This window comes from Beutenbergia cavernae DSM 12333 (genome assembly GCF_000023105.1).
Taxonomy (GTDB): Bacteria; Actinomycetota; Actinomycetes; order Actinomycetales; family Beutenbergiaceae; genus Beutenbergia; species Beutenbergia cavernae.
The window spans coordinates 3,925,563-3,946,592 of the sequence record NC_012669.1; the positions used below are offsets into that span (position 1 = coordinate 3,925,563).

The following is a 21,030-nucleotide window of genomic DNA, read 5'->3' on the forward strand; positions in this document are numbered from 1 at the left end:
CCTCGTCGCCGGCGACCGGAGCCCATCGTGCCACCCGGCGCGGGTGCTGCCCTCCGGGCGGCGTGTCACCCGAGGTCGAACCGCCCGATGCCCCTCAGCGCGAAGGCGAGGTAGTCCTCGACGACGGCGGCCGGGTGCCCGTGCCGGATCGTCCAGTCGACCTGGCGCAGGGCCATGTGGGCCCAGAGCTGGCGACGCCGGTCCGGCTCGATCGCGCGGACCCGGGCCTCGACCGCGCCCACGGCGTCCTCCGTGAGCCCGGCGTAGCGCGGGTCGAACCGCCGGCCGTGGGCCAGGTCGAACAGCAGCGTGACGACGCCGATCCGGGCGTCGCCGCGGCCCGCCGCGTCCCAGTCGACGACGGCGGTGAGGCGGCCGGCGTCGTCGACGAGCACGTTCGCGGGGTGCAGGTCGAGGTGGACGAGGTCGTCACCGGGCGTCGTCGTGCCGTGGGCGCGCCCGACGTCGTGCACCCACGCGAGCAGCCGGCGCGCCTGCGGCCCGTGCCGCTCGAGGGTGCCGTGCACACAGAAGCCCGGCCCGTCGTCGAGCAGGTACAGGTCGGGCGTCGGGACGTCGGGCTCGTCGGCGAGCACGTGCCGCAGCCGGTCGACGACGCCGAGGATCGCCCCGACCAGCGCGTCGTCGACCCGCTCCGTGACGTGGCCCGGCATCCGCTCCTGGAGCAGCGCGACGCCGCCCGGCACCTCGACGACGTCCGTGTAGCGAGGAACGGGGAGGCCGCGTGCGCGTGCGGCGTCCAGCGCCGACGCCGCGCGACGCAGACCTGCGACGTTCGCGCCGCGCGAGAGGACGGCGTCCGTCCCGTCCGCCCGGCGCACGAACGCGGCCCCACCTCGCCCGCCGCCGCCGTCCCGAGCAGCTCCAGCGACTCGCCCGTGGCCGCGGTCACGGCGGAGACCCAGCGTGCGGCGTCGAGCCGGGGCACGGGAGCGGCGGCGGGGGCCGCGGCGTCGGTCGAGGTGGGGTCGGCGTCGGGAGCCACCGGCCCACCCTGCCACGCCGCGACAGGCGCGCCGTCGTCGCGTCGTGCTACACCTGCACCGGTGACCACCACCCCCGCCGAGCGCGACACCCGATGGCCGGCGTTCGCCGTCTGCCTCGGCGCGGGGTTCATGACGCTGCTCGACGTGTCGATCGTCAACGTCGCGCTGCCGTCGATCGAGACGTCGCTGGACGCCGGTCCGAGCGCCCTGCAGTGGATCGTGGCGGGCTACGCGCTCTCGTTCGGGCTGGCCCTGGTGCCGGCCGGGCGGCTCGGCGACGTGTACGGCCGCCGCACCCTCTTCCTGGTCGGCCTCGCGGCGTTCATCGTGACGAGCGCCGCGTGCGGGTTCGCGACCACCGACACCATGCTCGCCGTCACCCGCATCGCGCAGGGGTTCTCGGCCGGCATCCTCAACCCGCAGGTGATCGGGTTCATCCAGGACCTGTTCCGCGGTCCCGAGCGCGGCCGTGCGTTCGGCCTGTTCGGCGCGACGATCGGGGTCTCGACGGCGATCGGGCCGCTGGTGGGCGGGCTCCTCATCGCGGCGTTCGGCGCGGAGCAGGGCTGGCGGTCCGTGTTCCTCGTGAACGTCCCGATCGGGCTCGTGCTCCTCCCCATCGCGTGGCGGCTGCTGCCCCGGCCCCGCGCGCGGGCGTCCGGCGTGCGGCTCGACGGCGTCGGCGCCGCCCTCCTCGGCGTCGCGGTGCTGGCGATCATGTACCCGTTCGTCACCGGGGCCGAGAGCTCGGACGGGGCGAGCACGCCGTGGTGGCTCGTCGCCGTCGGCGCGGCCGTGCTCGCGGTGTTCGCGTGGTGGGAGCGACGGCTGGAGCGGCGCGGCGGGTCGCCGGTCATCTCCGCTGCGCTGCTCCGGATCCGGAGCTACACGTTCGGGGGCGCCGTCACGACGCTGTACTTCGCCGGGTTCAGCGGCATCTTCCTCACGTCGACGCTGTACCTGCAGCAGGGTCTGCTCCTCGAGCCGTGGGAGGCGGGCCTCGTGCTCACGCCGTTCGCCGTCACCGGCGCGGTCTCGGCCGCGCTCGGCGGCCGGTGGGTCAACGTGTGGGGGCGGCGCCTCGTCGTCGTCGGCATCGTGATCGTGCTCGTGGGGCTGGTGGCCGTCGACGTCGCCGTCATGCGCTTCGACGGCGACTCCGCCGCGTGGTGGGTCGCGGGCATCCTCGCCGTCGCCGGCTTCGGGAACGGCGTCGTCATCAGCCCGAACCAGACGCTCACGCTCGCGGAGGTCCCGGTGTCGTCGGCCGGCGTGGCCGCCGGGTCGCTCCAGACGCTGCAGCGCGTCGGCGCCGCGATCGGGCTCTCGATCACGTCGGGCGTGTTCTTCACCACGCTCGCGTCCAGCGGCGACTACAGCGAGGCGTTCGCGCTCGGGATCCGGATCGTGCTGCTGTTCATCGTCGGGTCGCTCGGCATGGCGATCGCGGATCTCGCGCGGCGTTCGCGAGAGCCCGAGCCCGCGCCGGCGACGGCCGGCTGACCGCCGCGCTCACCACCCTTCCGTCCCGCCGAGGAGCGGCACGCGCACGTCGCCGCGGAGCGCGTCCCACGCGTCGTCCAGGTCGGCGTCGTCCGCGCACGTCAGCCGCAGCGCGGCGTCGACGCTGAAAGGGACGCCGTCGTACGTGGTCATCGAGTCGGAGCGCGCGGCCACCCGCACCGCTCCCTCGCCGGCGTCCCACCGGCCGCCGATCACGGGGGCGAGCGGGCTCTCTCCCGTCAGCACGTCCGGGGCGCCCACCGGGAGCTCGTCGTCGAAGGGCTCCATGGCGACGCCGTCGCGGGCGGCGAGCTCCTCCACGAGCGCCGTCGACGCCGCCCGGTCGTCCCGCGAGAACCACTCCTCGCCGTCCGTCCCGTCCGGTGCCGGGGTGACCCGCGTGAACGTCGCCGCGGTGCATCCGGTCGGGCTCGTCAGCTCCTCCCGCCACTGCCCGTTCGGCACGTCCGTGGGCTGCACCTGCCACTCGCCGACCGACTCCCAGCCGTCCGGAGGCGCGAGGATCTGCATCCGATAGGTCGGCAGCTCGTTGACGAGCTCGTCGGGGAGCGCCGGGATCGCCTCCGGCGGCGGCCGGAGGGCCTGCACCCCGAGGACGACGGCGGCCCCGATCGCGAGCGCCGCAGCCGCGGTGCCGAGAGCGCGGGTGCGCCGGCGGGTCCGGCCACGGCGCAGCACCTCCTGGGCGTCGACGCGCACGTCGGGTACGGCGCGCAAGGCCCGCTCTCGCAGCTCGGTGTCGCTCATGACGTCCTCCCCGCCTCGCGCTCGGGTTCCAGGTGCCCGCGCAGCACGGCCAGCGCCCGCGACGTCGTCGACTTCACGGTGCCGACCGAGACGCGCAGGTCGCGCGCCACGTCCGCCTCCGGCAGCCCGAGGAAGTACCGCAGCACGACGGCGCGGCGCTGGCGCGGGGTCAGCCGGGCGAGGGCAGCCGCGAGAACGGCGCGGTCCTCGACGACGGCGGCTCCGCCGTCGTCGGACGCTCGCTCCGGCATCGTCTCCGGTCCCCGCAGCGTCTCCCGCCGCCGCGCCCGCCAGGTGTCGATGCGGAGGTTCGCGAGCACGCGCCGCGCGTAGGCGAGCGGCTCGCCGGCCCTCGCCCGGTGCCAGTGCACGTACGTCCGCACGAGCGTCTCCTGCACGAGCTCCTCGGCGCGGTGCGCGTCGCCGCACAGGAGCCAGGCCGTGCGGCCGAGCGCGTCGCCGTGGAGCTCGACGAACGCGGTGAACTCGGCGTCGCGCCCTCCGTGCGGCTCGATCGCCGCGGGCGCGACCCCGGGCTCATCCGCCGACCCGCTTGCGGGCACCCCCTCGGACCCCGTCATACCGGCATCCTCGCGTTCGAGACGGGCCTCCATGACGTGTTCACGGGCCAACCGTCCGAAAAGTTGCGCCAGAACCCCGCCCAGGGCTGCGAGCCGGCTGTCGCACCCGCGACCGCGGGTGGGCTCGTCGGCCCCCGGCTATCCCTCGAGCAGTCCGTGCTCCCGGAACATCCGGTCGTAGATGTCGCGGATCACCGGTTCCTTGTGACGGTTGTAGGCGGTGACGATCTCGCCAACGGCGTTCGTGGCGGCCGCCGCGGCCAGCTTCGCGTCGCGGTACCGCGCCAGATCCTCGGGGTGGTCGATGAGCCACTGACGGAACATCAGCTGCCGTGCGACCTCCGGGCAGTCCGGGCCCCACACGTGCAGGTTCGTGTTCGGGTCGGCGAGCTTGAGCGCACGGTGCTCGTGCCAGCCGGGCTCGCGGATCACCAGCACGAAGCCTGCCGCAGCCAGGTCCGGGACGTACGCCGCCTCGTCCGCCGGGTCCGCGACGGTGAGCGCGACGTCGATGATCGGCTTCGCCGGCAGTCCCGGGACCGAGGTGGAGCCGACGTGCTCCACGGCGAGCGCCCGCCGCCCCAGAGCCGCCCTCACGCGCGCCGCCACGCGGTCGAACTGTGCGGGCCAGCTCTCGTCGTAGTCCACGACGGTGATCGGTGTCGGCTCGGGTCGGCCGTGCACCCACATCCTGTCGTCCCCGGGGCTGTCGTGGTGTCGGGTCAGCTCGGCGTTCGGGACGTGAGGCCCCATGAGTTCACTCCTCCGCTGTGGGCATCAGAGGATGATAACGAGGCTGCGCCGGGCCGCTCCGACCTCAGACCCCGGCGTAGAGCCGCAGCAGCCGCGCGGCCTCGTCGCGCACCGCCGCGTTCCCGGCCCGGAACCACGTGCGCGTGTCGACGACGTCGGGGTGCTCGGCCAGGAACTCGCGCACCGCCCCGGTGAAGATCCCGTTGAGATGGGTCGCGACGTTGATCTTCGTCATGCCGGCGCGGATCGCCGCGACCATCCCGTCGTCGGGCACGCCGGACGAACCGTGGAGCACGAGCGGCACAGGCACCTCCGCGTGGATCGCGGCGATGAGGTCGGTGTCGAGCGCCGCCGACCGCGACGTCATCGCGTGCGAGGAGCCCACGGCCACGGCGAGCAGATCGACGCCGGTCGCCGCCACGTACCGCGCGGCGTCGCCAGGGTCGGTCCGCGCGGACGGGTCGTGCACCCCGTTCTTCCCGCCGATCTCACCGAGCTCCGCCTCGACGCTCACCCCGGCGTCGTGACACAGACGCACGACGGCGGCCGTCGCCTCGACGTTCTCGGCGTCACCGAGCGCCGACGCGTCGAACATCACGGACGTCGCCCCCAGCGAGACGCCCTCGCGCACCAGGTCGACGCGCGTGACGTGGTCGAGGTGCACCCCCACGTCGACGCCGGCCGCACGCGCCACGGCGAGCGTGCCGAGCAGGATCGGCTCGAGCCCGCCGTGGTAGGCCACCGCGTTCTCGCTGATCTGCAGCACGACCGGGGTCCCGGCGTCCTCCGCGGCCTGGGTCAGCACCCGGGCCGTCTCCAGGTGCACGACGTTGAACGCACCCAGCCCGCGGTGCGCCTCGGCGGCGGTCCGGGCGAGGGCGGCGGCGTCAGTGAGCGGCATCGGTGTCCTCCATCTCGTGCACGACGACGGCGGCGCGCAGCCGCTCGTACGTCGCGGCGTCCACGTCTCCGGCGAGCGGCGCGACGACGGCCGCCCCCGACAGTGCGACGGCATCCGCCAGCGCGTCGTGCGCACCGGCTCCGCCGTCGAGCCCGCGCGCGAGGGCGGCGACTGCGGCGTCCCCGGCGCCGGTGGGGTTGCCGCCCAGGCGCTCCGGCGCGGCCACCCACCACGCGCGATCGGCGCTCACGCCCACCATCCCCCCGGCGCCGAGCGAGACAGCGGCGAACGTGTGCGCGGCGTCCCCGGTCAGCACGCGCCGGGCGGCGTCGACGACGGCGGCTCGCGCCACGGCGGTCGCGTCGCCTCCGTCGTCGCTCAGCAGCGTCGGGAGAGGGCCGGCGCGTTCGACGAGCTCGACGAGCTCGTGCGCGTTCGGCTTCACGACGTCCGGCCCGGCCGCCAGGCCCGCCGCGAGCGCCGGTCCGGACGTGTCGAGCACGACCTTGGTGCCGCGCTCGCGCAGGTGGGTCACCAGGTCCGCGACGTCCCGCGTGCCCACGCCGGCGGGGACCGATCCGCTGACGACGAGGACGTCGCCCGGTCCCGTGACGTCGTCGAGCGCCGCGAGCACGGCCGCCCACTCCCCCGCGCCGAGCACGGGGCCGGCCTCGTTGAAGACCGTCGCGTCGCCGTCGCCGGTCACGGCGATCGACCGGCGCGTCTCGCCGGCGATCGGCACGGCGAGCAGCTCGAGCCCGGCCGCTGCCGCGTCCGAGGCCACGCGTTCGCCCGTCGCCCCGCCCAGCGGGGCCACCGCCCGGACGCCGACGCCGAGCGCGTGCAGCACCCGCGCCACGTTGAGCCCCTTGCCGCCGGCGCGCTCCGTCACGTCGTGCACGCGGTGGCTCGCCCCGGGCCGCCACCCCGGCACGCGGTAGGTGACGTCCAGCGCGGGGTTCGGCGTCAGGGTGACGATCACGCCGGGGCCGCCGCGTCGTCGTCCGCACGCTCCATGCCGAGGAGGGCGGCGCCGAGCGCGCCGGCCAGCGGCCCGAGCCGCGCGGGCACGACCCGCACGTCGAACCCGGCACCGGCGTCGAGATGCGCCTCGACCGCCGCGGTGATCCCGTCGAGCGCGAGCGTGCCGGCCTCCGCGAGACCGCCGCCGACGACGATCGTCACGTCGCCGAGCAGCGCGACGACGCCGGCGAGGACGCCGCCCAGGGCGTCCCAGGCCTCGTCGAGCACCTCCGTCGCGACGGTGTCGCGGTGTGCGCGCGCGACGACGTCGAGCGACCCCTCGACGTCCAGCCCGGAACGCTCCGTGTACCGCCGCGCGATCGCCGACGCGGAGGCCACGCGTTCCAGCGGCGCATGCCCGCCCGTGCCGGGCTCCGGCACGAGGACCTGCCCGATCTCGCCGGCGCGACCGCCGCCGTGCACGATCAGCCCACCGTGCACGAGCCCCAGCGCGATGCCGGTGCCGAGCGCGACGAACGCCACGTTACTCATCTCGTCATGGGCGCCCCACCTGGTCTCGGCGAGCGCCCCGGCCCGCACGTCGTGGCCGAACGCGACCGGTTCCTCGAGCCGGTCGCGCAGCAGCCGGGCGAACGGCACGTCGCGCCAGCCGAGGTTCGCGGAGTAGACGCCGACGCCGGCCTCCTCGTCCACGATCCCGGGGACGACGACGCCCGTGCCGCGCAGCTGCGCGTCCGGTCGCTCCCGTCCGACGACGGCGCGGGCCCAGTCGCGCCGGCCGGTCACGGCCTCCAGCAGCCCGGGAACGCCGCCGGGCGTCGGGACGGTGCTCGAGGCGAGCACCTCGCCGTCGCCGTCGACCACGACCGCCTTCGTGCTCGTCCCGCCGACGTCGATGCCGACGGCGAGGGCGGGGACGACGCGCAGCCCGGCGCCCTGCTGGCTCACTGCTCCTCGTCGTCCAGCACGACGGACCGGGTGAGGTGGCGCGGCGCGTCCGGGTCGAGGCCTCGCGCGAGCGCCGTGGCGACGGCGAGCCGCTGCGCCAGGACGAGCTGCGCGAGCGGCGGCTCGTCGCTGGTGACGAGCTCGGCGCCGGTGGCGGCGACCTGTTCGGCCAGCCCGTCGGGCACCGGCCCGAGGACCCAGACCACGCGTCCCGGCTGCGCGATGGCGATCGGACCGTGCCGGTACTCCATCGCGCTGTAGGACTCGGCCCACTGCTGGCTCGCCTCGCGGAGCTTCAGTCCGGCCTCGTGCGCGAGCCCGATCGTCCAGCCCGTACCGAGGAACGTCACCTGGTCGGCGCCCGTCCACGATGCAGCGACCGGTGCCTCGAGCGTCGCCGTCGCCGAAGTGGCCGCGGAATCCACGTCGTCACCGAGCGTCGCGAGCAGCAGCACGAGCGCCGACGTCGCGAACCGCGTCTGCACCACCGAGGACTCGTCGGCGTAGTCGAGCACGACCGTGGCGTCCGCGAGATCGGCGGCCGGCGCTGTGCCGACGGCGGTGAGCAGCGTCGTGGACGTCACGCCGCCGGACGGCGCTCCCGCCTCGTCCCGCAGCCGCGCCAGCACGTCGATGATCTCCGTGGTCGTGCCGGACCGCGAGATGGCGACGACCCGGTCGTAGTCCCGGGCGTACGGGAACTCCGTGGCGGTGAACGCGTCGGTCACGCCGTGGCCGAGCTCCTCGCGCCGCGACGCGTACGCCTGCGCCATGAACCAGCTCGTGCCGCAGCCGACGACGGCGACCGACTCGCCGTGCGCGGGCAGCAGCCCGATCACCTCGCCGGCGTGGGCACTGGCACGCCGCCAGAGCTCCGGCTGCGACGCGATCTCCGCCGACGTGAACCGATCGGGACCCTGCTCCGACATCCGCGCTTCCTCCTGGCTCGATGCGTGTGCGCACACGGTGTCACACCAGCGCTCGCGCAGCCCAATCCGTGACGGGTTCGTCGGCTCGACCGGCTCAGCCCTGCCGCAGGGCGCCGATCGCCGCGAGCCGCTCGACCTGCGGCTCGGGGATCCGTCCCTCGGGGGTCGGGCCGACGTTGAGCAGCAGGTTGCACCCGACGGCGTTCGCCCGCTCCAGCGCGGAGGCGAGCTCCTCCGCGGACTTGTAGTCGTGGTCGCCCGTGTTCCAGCCCCAGCTGCCGTTCATCGTCAGGCACGTCTCGAGCGGCCCGCCGCCGATGGCCACGTCGTTGAAGCCTGCGGTGTTCTCGCCGGGCAGGTCCTGCTCGAAGCCCTGCACGTCCTCGCCCGGCAGCAGCGGCAGGACGTGGCGATTGTTGAGGACGACGGCGTCCGGCTGCAGCCGGTGGATGACGCCGTACAGCGTCTCGTACGCGAACGAGCCGCCGGGCGCGAACCAGTCGGCGTCCTCGCTCGCGTGGCCCGCGTGGGGCCAGTCGCCGTCGAACCAGAACTGGGCGATCTCGCCGTACTGCGACGCCAGCTCTGCGATCTGACCGTGCAGGAAGCCGACGTAGTCCTCCCAGGCGAGCTTCGAGGTCTCGCGGAACCGGTACGCGGGGTGGTGCCAGTCGACGAGCGACGAGTAGACGCCGAGCTTCACGTCCGTGCCCTGCACCGCCTCGGCGAGCTCGGCGAACGGGTCGCGGCCCATCGGGGACCGCGTGACCTTGTAGTCGGAGAGGGCGGTGTCGTACATGGAGAAGCCGTCGTGGTGGCGGCTCGTCACGGTGATGTACTTCTGGCCGGCGGACTGCGCGGCGTCGACCCATGCGCGGGCGTCGAAGTCCTGCGCCTCGAACCGGGCGGCGAGCGGCTCGTACTCGGCAACGCCGATCCGCTCGTTGAACATCACCCACTCGCCGCGGCCGAGGAGCGAGTAGACGCCCCAGTGCACGAACATCCCGAAGCCCGCGTCGCGGTACCAGGCGAGGCCCTTCTCGGAGACCTGCCCGGGCGGTGTCGGTGCGAACGTGGCGGGGCCTGCGACGTTCGACTCGGGCGCATGCTGGGTCATCCGGTCCTCCTCGACTCCCGCGCCGGACGTCGGCGTGGCGGCTCACCAGCCTAACGACGGCGCCACCGGCCCCGGGAACGCCGTCCGGCCGCTGGACCCGGCACCGCGGACGGGGCTCAGCCCTCGGCTCGAGGCTGCAGGTAGCCGCGCGAGAACGCCGTGGCGACAGCCGCCGCCCGGTCATTGACGCCGAGCTTCGCGTAGGCGTGCAGCAGATGCGTCTTGACCGTCGCCTCGCTGATGAACAGGTGCTTCGCCGCGTCCCGGTTGGTCGAGCCGCGGGCCACCAGCTCCAGCACCTCCAGCTCGCGTCGCGACAGCGGTTCCGGCGCCGGCTGCCGCATCTGGCCCATGAGCCGGGTCGCGACGGCGGGCGAGAGCACCGCCTGCCCCTGCGCCGCTGCCTCGACCGCGCGGAACAGCTCGTCCCTCGGCGCATCCTTCAGCAGGTAGCCGGTGGCGCCCGCCTCGATGGCCGGGAGGACGTCGCTGTCCGTGTCGTACGTGGTGAGCACGAGCACCCGGGCCGTCACGCCACGCTGCGTCAGCTCGCCGATGGCGGTGACGCCGTCGACGCCGGGCATCCTCAGGTCCATGAGGATCACGTCGGGCCGGAGCCGCTCCCCCGCGACGACGGCCTCGGCGCCGTCGCGGGCCTCCCCGACCACCTCGAAGCGCGGGTCCGCACCGAACATGCTCCGCAACCCGTCCCGCACCACCGGGTGGTCGTCGACGATGAGCAGCGAGATCACTGCGGACCTCCCGCCGGGCCCGCGGGGACCGCCGGGGTCGCCGGGATCGCCGGCACCGACGCGGAGATCGCCGTCCCGCCGCCGGGCTCCGACTCGACGTCCAGCCGGCCCGCGAGCCGCTGGACGCGCTGGCGCATCCCCGCGAGCCCGAACCCGCCGTCCGCGTGGCCCTGGCCCCGCGTCGCATCGGGCTCGAAGCCCACGCCGTCGTCCCGCACGTCCAGCGTCACCAGATCCTCCATGTAGGACAGCGTCAGGCCGACGCGGCTCGCCCGGGCGTGCTTCGCGACGTTCGCGAGCGCCTCCTGCGCGGCCCGCAGCAGCGTCACCTCGACGTCCACGTGCATCGGGCGGGGGTCGCCGGTCGTCGTCAGGTCCGCGCGGACGTCGTTCACCTCGGACCAGCGCCTGGCCACGTCACCGATCGCCTCCGGAAGACGCGCATCCGCCAGGGCCTCGGGCTCGACGGCGTGGACGGTCCGCCGGGCCTCGGCGAGGCTCTCGCGGGCCAGGTCGGTCGCGTTCGTCACGTGCCGGCCCCACGCCTCGGGCTCGTGCGCCGCCTGCTCCGCCGCCTGGAGCTGCGTGAGGATGCCGGCGAGTCCCTGGGCCAGGGTGTCGTGGATCTCGCGCGCCATCCGCTGCCGCTCGTCCAGCACCCCGGCCTCGCGCGCCTGCACCAGGAGCTGCGCGTGCAGGCCGGCGTTCTCCTCCAGTGCCGCTTCGAGCCTCGCGTTGGCCTCGTGCACCTCGGCGAGAGCCTGCCGCTGCTCCGCGGCGTGCCGGTCGCTCACGTCGAGGAACTCGAAGCACAGGCTCGCCAGCACCGAGCTGACCACCACGATCGCGCCCCACAGCCACCAGTCGCCGTCGATCTCCGCGAACCCGCCCAGGTAGACGACGGCCATGATCGCCGACGTCACCGCTGCGCCGACATGGCGCCAACCGCCCACCAGGTGCTCGTACGCGTGCACATACCCGACGAAGGCGAAGATCCCGTACCAGGGCGCCAACCACACCAGCCCGCCGGCCGCGATCATGAGACCCGCGTAGTACACCGCGGCGAGCGGAGCGGGCGAGCCGCCGCCGGATGCCCGGATCCGGACCTGGAACCCGGCGACCCAGGCGACCGTCGCGGCGGTGAGGGCGAGCACGGGTGCCACCGGCACGGTGAGGTCGTCCTGCACCAGCGTGACGACTGTGCTGACCGCCAGCAGGACGTACGGGAGCGCTGTGACGATCGCCTGCGCCCGCCGCTCGGTCTGGGCGTCCGGCTCGACGTCGACGCTCACCACTCACTCCCAGCGGAAGGTCCGTGCGGCCAAGCCACCCGCGAGGATCGTCCATCCGAGCAGGACGATCAGGTGCAGCGGCTGCGGCCAGTCCCCGGCAGCCGCGTCCTGCAATGATTGCACGCCGGCTCCGAGCGGGGTGAGGTCGCTGATCGTGCGCAGAGCGTCGGGCATCGCGGCGCGCGGGATCCACAACCCGGCGAAGAACAGGCTCGGGAACAGCAGCACGATGCCGATCGCGCCGGCGCTCGTGCCGGTCGGCGCGAGCGCCGCCACGAGCAGGCCGAGCGCCAACATCGCCGATGACGTCAGGGTGAACGCGAGGAGGAAGGCGAGCGGCTGCAGGGGCAGGTCGACGTCGAACACCAGGCGGGCGACGGCGAGGACCACCAGCGTCGTGCCGGCCGACAGCAGCAGGGACATCAGGAGCCGCGCGCCGAGCAGCAGGCTGGGTCCGGCCGGCGTGATCCGCAGGCGCCGCAGGATGCCCTTCTCGCGGTAGGTCGCGAACTCCTGGGGCAGCGTGGTCAGCGCGAGCATCGTGATCCCCATCGCCACCACGATCGGGGCGTACAGGTCGATGACCCGGAGACCGCCGACGTCGGCGTCCGGCTCGCGGAACGCCGGGATCGCGCCGAGGACGACGAGCAGGATCGGAGGGATCGCCAGCGCGAAGAGCACGTTCAGCGGCTCGCGGAAGAAGAGTTTCGTCTCGACGGCGGTGAGCCGGAGCAGAGCGGACATCGTGAGTCTCCTCAGTCGTCGATGGATCGGTGGGTCAACGCGACGAACGCGTCGTCCAGAGAGGTCTGCTCGACCCGCAGGTCCGCAGCGGCGACCTGGTGACGGGCGAGCACCGTGGTCACGGCGAGCAGCAGGTCGCCGACGCCCGTCACGACGAGCTGGCTGCCCGCCCGCGCGACCGAGCTGACCTCGGGAAGCGCGGTGAGGACGGCGTCGTCGAGCGGGGCGGACGGCCGGAACCGGATCCGCTGCCGGTCGTCGACCCTCGCGACGAGCCCGGCCGGCGTGTCGAGCGCCACGAGGCGGCCGGCGTCGATCACGGCGAGCCGGTCGCACAACCGCTCGGCCTCCTCCATGAAGTGCGTGACCATGAGGATCGTGACGCCGCGGTCGCGCACACCCTCGATGAGCTCCCAGGTATCGCGGCGCGCCTGCGGGTCCAGACCGGTGGTGAGCTCGTCGAGCACCGCGACCCTCGGGTTGCCGACCAGCGCGAGGGCGATCGACAGGCGCTGCTTCTGCCCGCCGGACAGCTTCCGGAACTGCGTGTCGACCTTGTCGGCCAGGTTCAGGACCTCGACGAGCTCTCGCCAGTCGGCCGGGTCGCGGTAGAACGAGCTGAACAGCCGCATCGCCTCGCCGACCGTGAGCTTGTCGGGCAGCTCGCTCTCCTGGAGCTGCGCGCCCAGCAGCTGCCGCAGCTCGCCGTCCTCATGCTGCGGGTCGAGGCCGCTCACGCGGATCGACCCGCCGTCCGGGGTACGTAGTCCCTCGATGCACTCCACGGTCGTGGTCTTGCCGGCCCCGTTGGGGCCGAGGATGCCGAAGATCTCGCCCTGCTCGACGGCGAAGCTCACACCGTTCACTGCGGTGTGGTCGCCGTAGCGCTTGACGAGGCTGTCTACCTCGATGATCGCCATGCCTCGAGCCTGCTGCGCGGGCCTGGCGCGGCGGATCGACCGCGCGGCCACACCTGCGGCCAGGCTCGGTGGGCTCCGGCGTCAACCGATCGGTGGACTCACGCTCGACGCCGGGCCGCGCCGCGCCGCGTCGAACCTCGTACCTCCCGTCGAACCTCGCGCCCTGCGGTTCGAGGTTCGACGGGAGGTGCGAGGTTCGGTGTCGGTCAGCCGAAGTGGCGCGGCAGCGTCCCGGTGTGGGCCTCGCGCAGCTGGGCCAGGCCCAGCGCGAAGGTGCCGTCCACGACCAGGGCCGGCCCGCCGTCGTCGGCCACCGCCCCGGTCGTGCCGAGGCGCAGGTGCGAGACGCCGTGCGCGCCGCAGACGTCCGTGAACCGAACGGCGTCCTCCGGCCGGACTGCCACGAGCGCCCGGGCGCCGGACTCCGCGAACAGCGCGGTGGCGACGTCGACGCCGTCGCGCTCGGTCACCTCGGCCAGCGACACGGCGGCGCCGACGCCGAACCGCAGCACGGCGTCGGCGAGCGCCTGCGCGAGGCCACCCTTCGCCAGGTCGTGCGCGGCCGCCGCGAGGCCGTCCCGCGAGGCCGCGACGAGCACCTCCGCGAGCGCACGCTCGGCGTCGAGGTCGACGCGCGGCGGGCGGCCGCCGAGGTGGTCGTGGACGACGCGCGCCCACTCGGACCCCGACAGCTCCTCGTGGGTCACGCCGAGCAGGTGGATCTCGAGCCCCGCCTCCCGCCAGCCGGACGGCGTGGCGCGCGCGACGTCGTCGAGCACGCCGAGCACGCCGACGACGGGCGTCGGGTTGATCGAGGAGTCGATGCGGCCGGGCTCGCCCGTGCCGTTGTACAGGGACACGTTGCCGCCGGTCACGGGGACGCCGAGCTCCGCGCACGCGTCGGCGAGGCCGGTGATCGCCTCGACGAGCTGCCACATCGAGTCCGGGTCCTCGGGGCTGCCGAAGTTGAGGCAGTCCGTCACGGCAAGGGGGCGGGCGCCGACCGTGGCGACGTTGCGGTACGCCTCCGCGAGCGCGTGCTGCGCGCCCGAGTACGGGTCGAGCTTCGCGAATCGGCCGTTCGCGTCGGTGCTGATCGCGACGCCGAGTCCGGTGGTCTCGTCGACGCGGACGACGCCGGCGTCGTCGGGCATCGCGAGCGCCGTGTTGCCCTGCACGAAGCGGTCGTACTGGTCGGTCACCCACGCGGCCGAGGCGAGGTTCTCGCTGGCGACGAGCGTCAGCACCTGGGCGCGGATCTCCTCGGGCGACGTCGGACGGGCGAGCCGGGCGGCGTCGTCGGCCACCAGCGTGTCCTGCCAGGCCGGCCGCGCGTACGGGCGGTCGTAGACCGGACCCTCGTGCGCGACGGTGCGCGGGTCGACGTCGACGATCCGCTCGCCGTGGTGGTCGATCGTGAGGCGACCGGTCCCGGTGACCTCGCCGATGACGGCCGTCTCGACGTCCCACTTCCCGGTGATCGCGAGGAACGCCTCGAGCTTCTCCGGCCGGACCACGGCCATCATCCGCTCCTGCGACTCCGACATGAGGATCTCGCCGGCCGTCAGGGTCGGGTCGCGCAGCAGCACGGTCTCGAGATCGACGTGCATGCCGCCGTCGCCGTTGCTCGCGAGCTCGCTCGTGGCGCAGGAGATGCCGGCGGCACCGAGGTCCTGGATGCCCTCGACCAGGCCCGCCGCGAACAGCTCGAGGCAGCACTCGATGAGCACCTTCTCCATGAACGGGTCGCCGACCTGCACGCTCGGGCGCTTCGACGGCTTGGCGTCGTCGAACGTCTCCGAGGCGAGGATCGAGGCACCGCCGATCCCGTCGCCCCCGGTGCGGGCGCCGAACAGCACGACCTTGTTGCCGATGCCCGACGCGTTCGCCAGGTGGATGTCCTCGTGCCGGAGCACGCCGAGGCACAGCGCGTTGACGAGCGGGTTGCCCTGGTAGGACGCGTCGAACTCGGTCTCGCCGCCGATGTTCGGCAGGCCGAGGCTGTTGCCGTAGCCGCCGATGCCGCCGACGACGCCGTGCACCACGCGTGCCGTGTCCGGGTGGTCGACGGCGCCGAAGCGCAGCTGGTCCATGACGGCGACCGGCCGCGCGCCCATCGAGATGATGTCGCGCACGATGCCGCCGACTCCCGTCGCGGCGCCCTGGTACGGCTCGACATAGCTCGGGTGGTTGTGGCTCTCGACCTTGAACGTCACGGCCCAGCCGTCGCCGATGTCGACGACGCCGGCGTTCTCGCCGATGCCGACGAGCAGGTGCTCGCGCATCGCGTCGGTCGTCTTGTCGCCGAACTGGCGCAGGTGCTTCTTGCTGCTCTTGTACGAGCAGTGCTCCGACCACATCACCGAGTACATGGCGAGCTCGGCGGCCGTGGGGCGGCGGCCGAGCAGCTCACGGACGCGCGCGTACTCGTCGTCCTTGAGCCCGAGCTCGCGGTACGGCAGCTCCACGTCAGGGGTGGCGGCGGCGTGGGCGACGGTGTCCGGCGTGACGGCGTGCGTGGGCGTGGCGCTCAATGTGGTCCTCGGTGTTCGGCCGGTCGCTGACGGCGGCATGCGTGCGCGGCTCTAGGCTATCCGCCTGCCGGCGCGCCGCCGTCCTCGGCGGGCTCCACCGCACGGACGCCGAGCCCCGGCGAGTGCATGAACCGTCCCGCCCGGGCTCGGAGCGTCGCGCGAGGGATCACGCACTCGGCGGCCCGGCGTACGCTCCCCCCGTGCCACGGCCCGACGCTCCTGTGGACGTCACCCCGATCGACGTCCTCGCGTTCGTGTGCGAGATGGCGATGCTCGCCCTGCTCTCGGTGGCCGGCTGGCGCCTGGGGCCGACCACGCTCCTCTCCGTCGTGCTCGCCGTGGCCCTCCCCGGCGTCGCGATCCTGATCTGGTCGCAGTGGATGGCGCGGACGTCGCGACGCCGGCTCCGCCGCCCGCCTCGTCTCGCCGCGGAGATCGCCCTCTTCGTGGCCGCGGGCGCGACGGCCGCCGCCGCTGGGCTGCCCTGGTGGGGCGCGACGTTCGCCGTCGTCGCCTCGGCGACGTTCGCCCTCGCCCGCGACGCCTGACGGCTGCTTTGCGGGTCGGGTGGATCGGGGAGGACTGCCTCGAACGCTGATCGGGGTTACTTCGGGAGCGTATGACTCCCGAAGTAACCCCGATCAGCGAACATGCGGCACGGTGCCGATTCCCGGCCGCCCGTAGGAGGAGGACCTACGCGGACCGCTGGCGCGTCCGGAACGCCTGCGTGGCGACCCACGCCATGACGACCGTCGCCCCGGCGAGCAGCCCCACGTGACCCCAGACCTCCCCTGCGGACGCCGTCCCCTCCAGCGCGCCCCGGCCGACCCGCACGGCCCAGTCGAACGGGTTGAACCTGGCCACGGTCTCCACCCAGGACGGGGAGAGCCGCGGGTCCATGATCGCGGAGCTGAGGAACATGAGCGGCAGGGTGATGAGCTGCGACAGCCCGATCAGCGCCTCCTGCTGCCCCGTGAGCAGCGCGAACGCGTTGGACAGGGCCGAGAACGTCGCGGTCAGCAGGACGACGCCGAGCAGCAGCACCGCGATGCCGCCGATCCCGCCGTCGAACCGCGCGCCGCACAGCCACGCGACGACGAGGACCACGAGGGCCTGCGCGACGGCGATGATCGCCTGGCACGCCATCGACGCCACCATGAGGCCGCCCCGCGACGTCGGCGACGTCAGGAAGCGGTCCATCACACCCCGCTCCATGTCCTGCACGAACGTCGTCCCGGCCCACGCGGCGCCGAACATCGCCGTCATCATGACGATCCCCGGCGTGATGAACTCGAGGTAGGTCCCACCGGTACCGAACCCGGGGATCTCGATGACGGACTTGAACAGCGAGCCGAACAGCAGCAGCCAGAACATCGGCTGCACGAGGTTCATCACCATGAACATCGGCATGCGCCAGACAGCTCGCAGCGCGCGGGCGGTGAGCAGTCCGGTGTGCGTGAGGGCGGTGCTCATGCCGCCACCCCCTCGAGCGCCGCGGACGAGTCCGCGATCTCGAACGCCCGCCCGGTGAGGCTGAGGTAGACGTCGTCGAGGCTCGGCCGGGCCAGCGTGGCCGAGGCCACGCGCACCCCGGCGGCGTCGAGCGCCACCAGCAGCTCCGGCAGCACCACCGCCGACGACGCGGACGTGCGCGCCCGCACGGTCCGCCCCTCAGAGGTGATCTCGCTCAGGTTCGCGAGGCGTGCGGCGACCTCCGCCGCCCGGGACGCGGCGCCGTCGTCGAGCACCTCCACGACGACGGCGTCGCCGCGCAGCGAGTCCTTGAGCTCCGACGGCGACCCGGCCGCCACCACGCGCCCGCGGTCCACGATCGCGAGGCTGCCGGCGAGCCGGTCCGCCTCGTCGAGGTAGTGCGTGGTGAGCAGCACCGTCATGTGCTCGGCGCGGGTCATCCGCTCGATCTCCGCCCACATCTCGGCCCGCGCCTGCGGGTCCAGGCCGGTGGTCGGCTCGTCGAGGAACAGCACCTCGGGGGTGTGGACGAGGCCGACGGCGACGTCCAGCTTGCGCGCCATGCCGCCGGAGTACGTGCGGACGAGACGGTCGGCCGCCTCGGTGAGCTCGAAACGCTCGAGCAGCTCGGCGGCTCGGTCACGCGCTGCCCGCGGGCGCAGCCCGGCGAGACGTCCGGCGAGCACGAGGTTCTCGCGCCCGGTGTCCATCGGGTCGGTGACTGCTTTCTGCGCGACGTACCCGATCCGGCGTCGCACCTGCTCGGGGTGAGCGGCGACGTCGACCCCCGCCACGTGCGCCTCGCCCGCGTCCGGGCGGGCGAGCGTCGTGAGGATCTTCAACGTGGTGGACTTTCCGGCACCGTTGGGGCCGAGGAGCCCGAAGACGGCGCCGGACGGAGCGGCGAAGCTGACGCCGTCGAGCGCCCTGACCGGCGGCCGGCCGCGGGCGGCGTACGTCTTGACGAGGCCCCGCGCTTCGATCGCGGGCATGGTGGTTGACACAGAGGTCTCCTTCGGTGGTGACGCTCCGGAAGGACCCTGCGGGCAGCGCGTTAGCATGTCGGCGACCCGGACTGTGGCAACAGGGTTCCTCGCGGAACTACTCGGGTTGGGCGGCCCGGATGTTCGAGCATCCGGGCCGTCGTTCTTCGTTTTCGACGGGGGCGACGGGGGCGACGACGGCGTCCGTCGTCAGGCGGTCGGGTCACCTCCTCCGGCGCCGGAACGGGGGCGCAGCGCCTCGGGGAGGACGTTCGCGATCGCCGTGCCGATCTCCTCGGCGGTGGCGCCCGAGGTTCGCAGGCGGTGCATCTCGCGCCAGCCGTCCTGGCCTTCGACGTCGCCGCGACCCAGGCGCTCGACCAGTGCGTGCACCCAGTCGCGCTCCGCCTGGATCATGGCCACCCGGTAGTCGGACTCGATCGTGAACACCTCCGGCAGTCCGATCGCAGCGGTCTCCGCGAGCGCCGCCCGCCGGGTGTCGAGATCCGCATCGAGCGCAGCGACCCGAGAGCGCAGGAGCGCCGCGACCTCGTCCGGGGAGAGCATCGGCACGAGGGAGAGGCCGGCCTCGACGTCCGGGTACTCACGCGTGGGGACGGCGAGGATCTCGCGCAGCCACGAGATCGCCTCCGAGCGGCCCTGCTGGGTGATCTCGTACACGACGCGCTCGGGACGGTTTCCCTCCCGCTCCGCGCGAGCCTCGGTGATGAGGCCGTGCTTCTGCAGTGACTTGATGACGGAGTACAGCGACCCGAAGTTGAGGCGGATCGAGTCGTCCTTGCCTCGCTCACGCAGCGTGGTGGTGATCTCGTAGGGGTACATGGGCCGCTCGTACAGGCACGAGAGCACGGCCAGCGCCAGAGGGTTGGAGATCGGTCGCCGTGCCATGGGTCCTCCCTCACTCAATCACTCGGGGACGATTACTCGACTCAGAGTACTCGTGCTCGAGCGATGAGGCAACCACGACTCGACGACGGCGTCGCGCCCGTTTCGCTGGCGAGATGGTGGACGGCGCGCGCGGCGTGACCGACCCCGGGACCGGGACCGGGACCGGGACCGGGACCGGGACCGGGACTAGGGTCGCGGCGTGCTCATCGCGATGGCAGGCCTGCCCGGCGCCGGGAAGTCGTACGTCGCGGCGCGGATCGCCGAGGCGACGGCCGCCGTCGTCGTCAGCGTCGACCCGATCGAGGCGGCGATGTGGCACGCCGGGGTCGGCGGTCCAGACCGGCCCGACGTCCCCACCGGGTACGCGGCCTACGTCGTCGCCGAGACCGTCGCCGAACAGGCTCTGCGGGGCGGGGCGGGTGTCGTCGTCGACGCCGTCAACGCCGTCGAACCGGCGCGCGCGCAGTGGCGCGGGCTCGCCGCGCGCACCGGCGTGCCCCTGATCTTCGTCGAGGTCGTGTGCTCCGACGCCGCGACGCACCGATCGCGCCTCGAGGCACGGCGGCGCGACATCCCGGGTTTCCCCGAGCCGACGTGGGACGACGTGGCCTCGCGTCAGGTCGACGCATGGACCCACGAGCGCGTCGTCGTCGACACCGCCGGCGATCCCCGCCGGGTCGACGACGACGTCGCTCGCCTCGTGTGCGACCTTCGCACGCGGCGCGCCTGACGCGCCGAGCGGCCGGGCCTGACCGGGCGGCCGGGCCCGAGCGGGCGGCCGGGCCTTAGCGGGAGGCGCCCGCCGCGACGGGCTCGCGCGCAGCCTCGCGCAGGGGCGCGAGCGCCTCGCTCCACGCCACGACCTGGTCGAGCAGCGTCTCGACGGCCGCCTCCTGGGCCGGCTGCGGCGTCAGCGTCGCGAACGCCTCGAAGTCGGTATAGAGCGACAGCGCCACCTGGGCCTGGACGTCGGCGAGCTGCAGCTCGCCGGCCACCAGGCGGAGCTGCTCGACGGCCCGCGCCCCGCCGACGGCGCCGTACCCGACGAACCCGACCGCCTTGTTGGCCCACTCGTGGAACAGGAAGTCGAGGGCGTTCTTGAGCACGGCCGGAGGCGCGTGGTTGTACTCGGGCGTGACGATGACGAAGCCGTCGAACCGGCTGATGTGCGCCGACCACTGACGCGTGTGCTCGCGCTCGTACTGGACGAGCCGGGGCGGCATCGCCTCGTCCAGGTGCGGCAGGGGGTGGTCGACGAGATCGATGATCTCGAACGTCGCGTCGTGCCGCTTCGACGCCTGGTCGAGCACCCAGTGCGCGACGTCCGCGCCGCGCCGTCCGGGCCGCGTGCTGCCGATGATGATGCCGATGTGGACCATGAGTCCCGCTCTCTTTCGTGACGTGTCACCTATGTAGGTGATGCGTCACCGTACCTCATCAACGTGACACGTCACGCTCTCGCGTACACTTTCCGGATGGCGAGACGACCCGTGCTCAGCGACTCCGAGCGCGAGACCTGGACGACGTACATCACCGCGGCCACCCGGCTGCAGCGCGCGATCGACGTCGACCTGCAGTCCCGCTCCGGGATCTCCGCATCCGAGTTCGAGATCCTCAGCTCTCTGTGGGACGCCGCCGAGCACCGCCTGCGGATCTCGGAGCTCGCCGCGCGCATCGACTGGGAGCGCAGCCGCGTGTCGCACCTCGTGAAGCGCATGTCCGGACGCGGCCTGCTCGAGCTGGCCAGCTGCGACGAGGACGGACGCGGGACGTGGGTGCTCCTCACGCGCGAGGGCCGGCTCGTCCTGCTGCGCGCCCTCCGCGGACACGTCGAGTTCCTGCGCCAGAGCTTCTTCGACTCCGTCGAACCTGACCAGCGCGAGGCGCTCACCGCGGTCTCCCGGCGGATCCTGGACGCCGTGGAGCCCTGAG

At 73.7% G+C, this 21,030-nt stretch carries 22 protein-coding genes; 4 read left to right on the plus strand and 18 right to left on the minus strand.

What is annotated here, in order from left to right:
• Positions 1–65 precede the first annotated feature (65 nt).
• A complete protein-coding gene (locus BCAV_RS23035; RefSeq protein WP_015884010.1) occupies positions 66–842 on the minus strand; it encodes an aminoglycoside phosphotransferase family protein in 777 nt (258 codons plus the stop codon).
• Positions 843–1,067: 225 nt separating this feature from the next.
• Between BCAV_RS23035 and BCAV_RS17795 the strand changes: the two genes are divergently transcribed.
• On the plus strand, positions 1,068–2,510 hold the full coding sequence (locus BCAV_RS17795; RefSeq protein ID WP_015884011.1) for an MFS transporter: 1,443 nt from the start codon (positions 1,068–1,070) through the stop codon (positions 2,508–2,510).
• 9 nt (positions 2,511–2,519) lie between these two features.
• Here the strand turns inward: BCAV_RS17795 and BCAV_RS17800 are convergent, their stop codons facing one another.
• From BCAV_RS17800 to purL, 13 genes are all read right to left on the minus strand, one after another.
• Positions 2,520–3,278 (minus strand): hypothetical protein, encoded by a 759-nt coding sequence (locus BCAV_RS17800; protein WP_015884012.1) that lies wholly within the window; start codon positions 3,276–3,278, stop codon positions 2,520–2,522.
• Positions 3,275–3,859: a SigE family RNA polymerase sigma factor gene (locus BCAV_RS17805; protein WP_015884013.1), complete on the minus strand. Its 585-nt coding sequence runs from the start codon at positions 3,857–3,859 to the stop codon at positions 3,275–3,277. The genes BCAV_RS17800 and BCAV_RS17805 overlap by 4 nt, the downstream gene beginning before the upstream one ends.
• A gap of 138 nt (positions 3,860–3,997) precedes the next feature.
• A complete protein-coding gene (locus tag BCAV_RS17810; RefSeq protein WP_015884014.1) occupies positions 3,998–4,612 on the minus strand; it encodes a GrpB family protein in 615 nt (204 codons plus the stop codon).
• Positions 4,613–4,676: 64 nt separating this feature from the next.
• The gene (locus tag BCAV_RS17815; RefSeq protein ID WP_015884015.1) at positions 4,677–5,513 is read right to left on the minus strand and encodes a class II fructose-bisphosphate aldolase; all 837 of its coding nucleotides are present in this window, start codon (positions 5,511–5,513) and stop codon (positions 4,677–4,679) included.
• Entirely contained in the window at positions 5,500–6,495 is a 996-nt protein-coding gene (locus BCAV_RS17820; RefSeq protein WP_015884016.1) for a 1-phosphofructokinase family hexose kinase, read from the minus strand. The genes BCAV_RS17815 and BCAV_RS17820 overlap by 14 nt, the downstream gene beginning before the upstream one ends.
• Positions 6,492–7,445 (minus strand): ROK family protein, encoded by a 954-nt coding sequence (locus tag BCAV_RS17825; RefSeq protein ID WP_015884017.1) that lies wholly within the window; start codon positions 7,443–7,445, stop codon positions 6,492–6,494. The genes BCAV_RS17820 and BCAV_RS17825 overlap by 4 nt, the downstream gene beginning before the upstream one ends.
• Positions 7,442–8,374 carry an SIS domain-containing protein gene (locus BCAV_RS17830; RefSeq protein ID WP_015884018.1) on the minus strand — a complete coding sequence of 311 codons (933 nt, stop codon included), beginning with the start codon at positions 8,372–8,374 and terminating at the stop codon, positions 7,442–7,444. Before BCAV_RS17830 ends, BCAV_RS17825 begins: the two co-directional genes overlap by 4 nt.
• A gap of 94 nt (positions 8,375–8,468) precedes the next feature.
• Entirely contained in the window at positions 8,469–9,491 is a 1,023-nt protein-coding gene (locus tag BCAV_RS17835; protein WP_015884019.1) for an alpha-L-fucosidase, read from the minus strand.
• A 116-nt stretch (positions 9,492–9,607) separates the two neighbouring features.
• Positions 9,608–10,243, minus strand: a complete 636-nt coding sequence (locus tag BCAV_RS17840) for a response regulator (protein WP_015884020.1) — start codon at positions 10,241–10,243, stop codon at positions 9,608–9,610.
• Entirely contained in the window at positions 10,240–11,535 is a 1,296-nt protein-coding gene (locus BCAV_RS17845; RefSeq protein WP_015884021.1) for a sensor histidine kinase, read from the minus strand. Before BCAV_RS17845 ends, BCAV_RS17840 begins: the two co-directional genes overlap by 4 nt.
• A gap of 3 nt (positions 11,536–11,538) precedes the next feature.
• Entirely contained in the window at positions 11,539–12,279 is a 741-nt protein-coding gene (locus BCAV_RS17850; protein ID WP_015884022.1) for an ABC transporter permease, read from the minus strand.
• An 11-nt stretch (positions 12,280–12,290) separates the two neighbouring features.
• Positions 12,291–13,199 (minus strand): ABC transporter ATP-binding protein, encoded by a 909-nt coding sequence (locus BCAV_RS17855; protein WP_015884023.1) that lies wholly within the window; start codon positions 13,197–13,199, stop codon positions 12,291–12,293.
• A gap of 206 nt (positions 13,200–13,405) precedes the next feature.
• Positions 13,406–15,772, minus strand: a complete 2,367-nt coding sequence (gene purL / locus BCAV_RS17860; RefSeq protein ID WP_083770085.1) for a phosphoribosylformylglycinamidine synthase subunit PurL — start codon at positions 15,770–15,772, stop codon at positions 13,406–13,408.
• A 161-nt stretch (positions 15,773–15,933) separates the two neighbouring features.
• Here purL and BCAV_RS23245 point away from each other — a divergent pair, with 161 nt between their 5' ends.
• Positions 15,934–16,281, plus strand: coding sequence for a YrdB family protein (locus BCAV_RS23245; RefSeq protein ID WP_222836653.1), 348 nt, complete (start codon positions 15,934–15,936; stop codon positions 16,279–16,281).
• A 145-nt stretch (positions 16,282–16,426) separates the two neighbouring features.
• On the opposite strand, the gene BCAV_RS17870 is transcribed toward BCAV_RS23245, so the two are convergent.
• The 3 genes from BCAV_RS17870 to BCAV_RS17880 all read right to left on the minus strand — a co-directional run bounded on the left by BCAV_RS17870 (position 16,427) and on the right by BCAV_RS17880 (position 19,098).
• Positions 16,427–17,206, minus strand: a complete 780-nt coding sequence (locus BCAV_RS17870) for an ABC transporter permease (RefSeq protein ID WP_015884026.1) — start codon at positions 17,204–17,206, stop codon at positions 16,427–16,429.
• Entirely contained in the window at positions 17,203–18,210 is a 1,008-nt protein-coding gene (locus BCAV_RS17875; RefSeq protein WP_015884027.1) for a daunorubicin resistance protein DrrA family ABC transporter ATP-binding protein, read from the minus strand. The genes BCAV_RS17870 and BCAV_RS17875 overlap by 4 nt, the downstream gene beginning before the upstream one ends.
• A 189-nt stretch (positions 18,211–18,399) precedes the next feature.
• A complete protein-coding gene (locus tag BCAV_RS17880) occupies positions 18,400–19,098 on the minus strand; it encodes a PadR family transcriptional regulator (RefSeq protein ID WP_015884028.1) in 699 nt (232 codons plus the stop codon).
• A gap of 199 nt (positions 19,099–19,297) precedes the next feature.
• On the opposite strand from BCAV_RS17880, the gene BCAV_RS17885 reads away from it, so the two are divergent.
• The gene (locus tag BCAV_RS17885; protein ID WP_043347482.1) at positions 19,298–19,828 is read left to right on the plus strand and encodes a P-loop nucleotide/nucleoside kinase family protein; all 531 of its coding nucleotides are present in this window, start codon (positions 19,298–19,300) and stop codon (positions 19,826–19,828) included.
• A gap of 55 nt (positions 19,829–19,883) precedes the next feature.
• Here the strand turns inward: BCAV_RS17885 and BCAV_RS17890 are convergent, their stop codons facing one another.
• Entirely contained in the window at positions 19,884–20,477 is a 594-nt protein-coding gene (locus tag BCAV_RS17890) for an NADPH-dependent FMN reductase (RefSeq protein ID WP_015884030.1), read from the minus strand.
• Positions 20,478–20,573: 96 nt separating this feature from the next.
• Between BCAV_RS17890 and BCAV_RS17895 the strand changes: the two genes are divergently transcribed.
• Positions 20,574–21,029, plus strand: coding sequence for a MarR family winged helix-turn-helix transcriptional regulator (locus BCAV_RS17895; protein WP_015884031.1), 456 nt, complete (start codon positions 20,574–20,576; stop codon positions 21,027–21,029).
• Position 21,030: the final 1 nt, after the last annotated feature.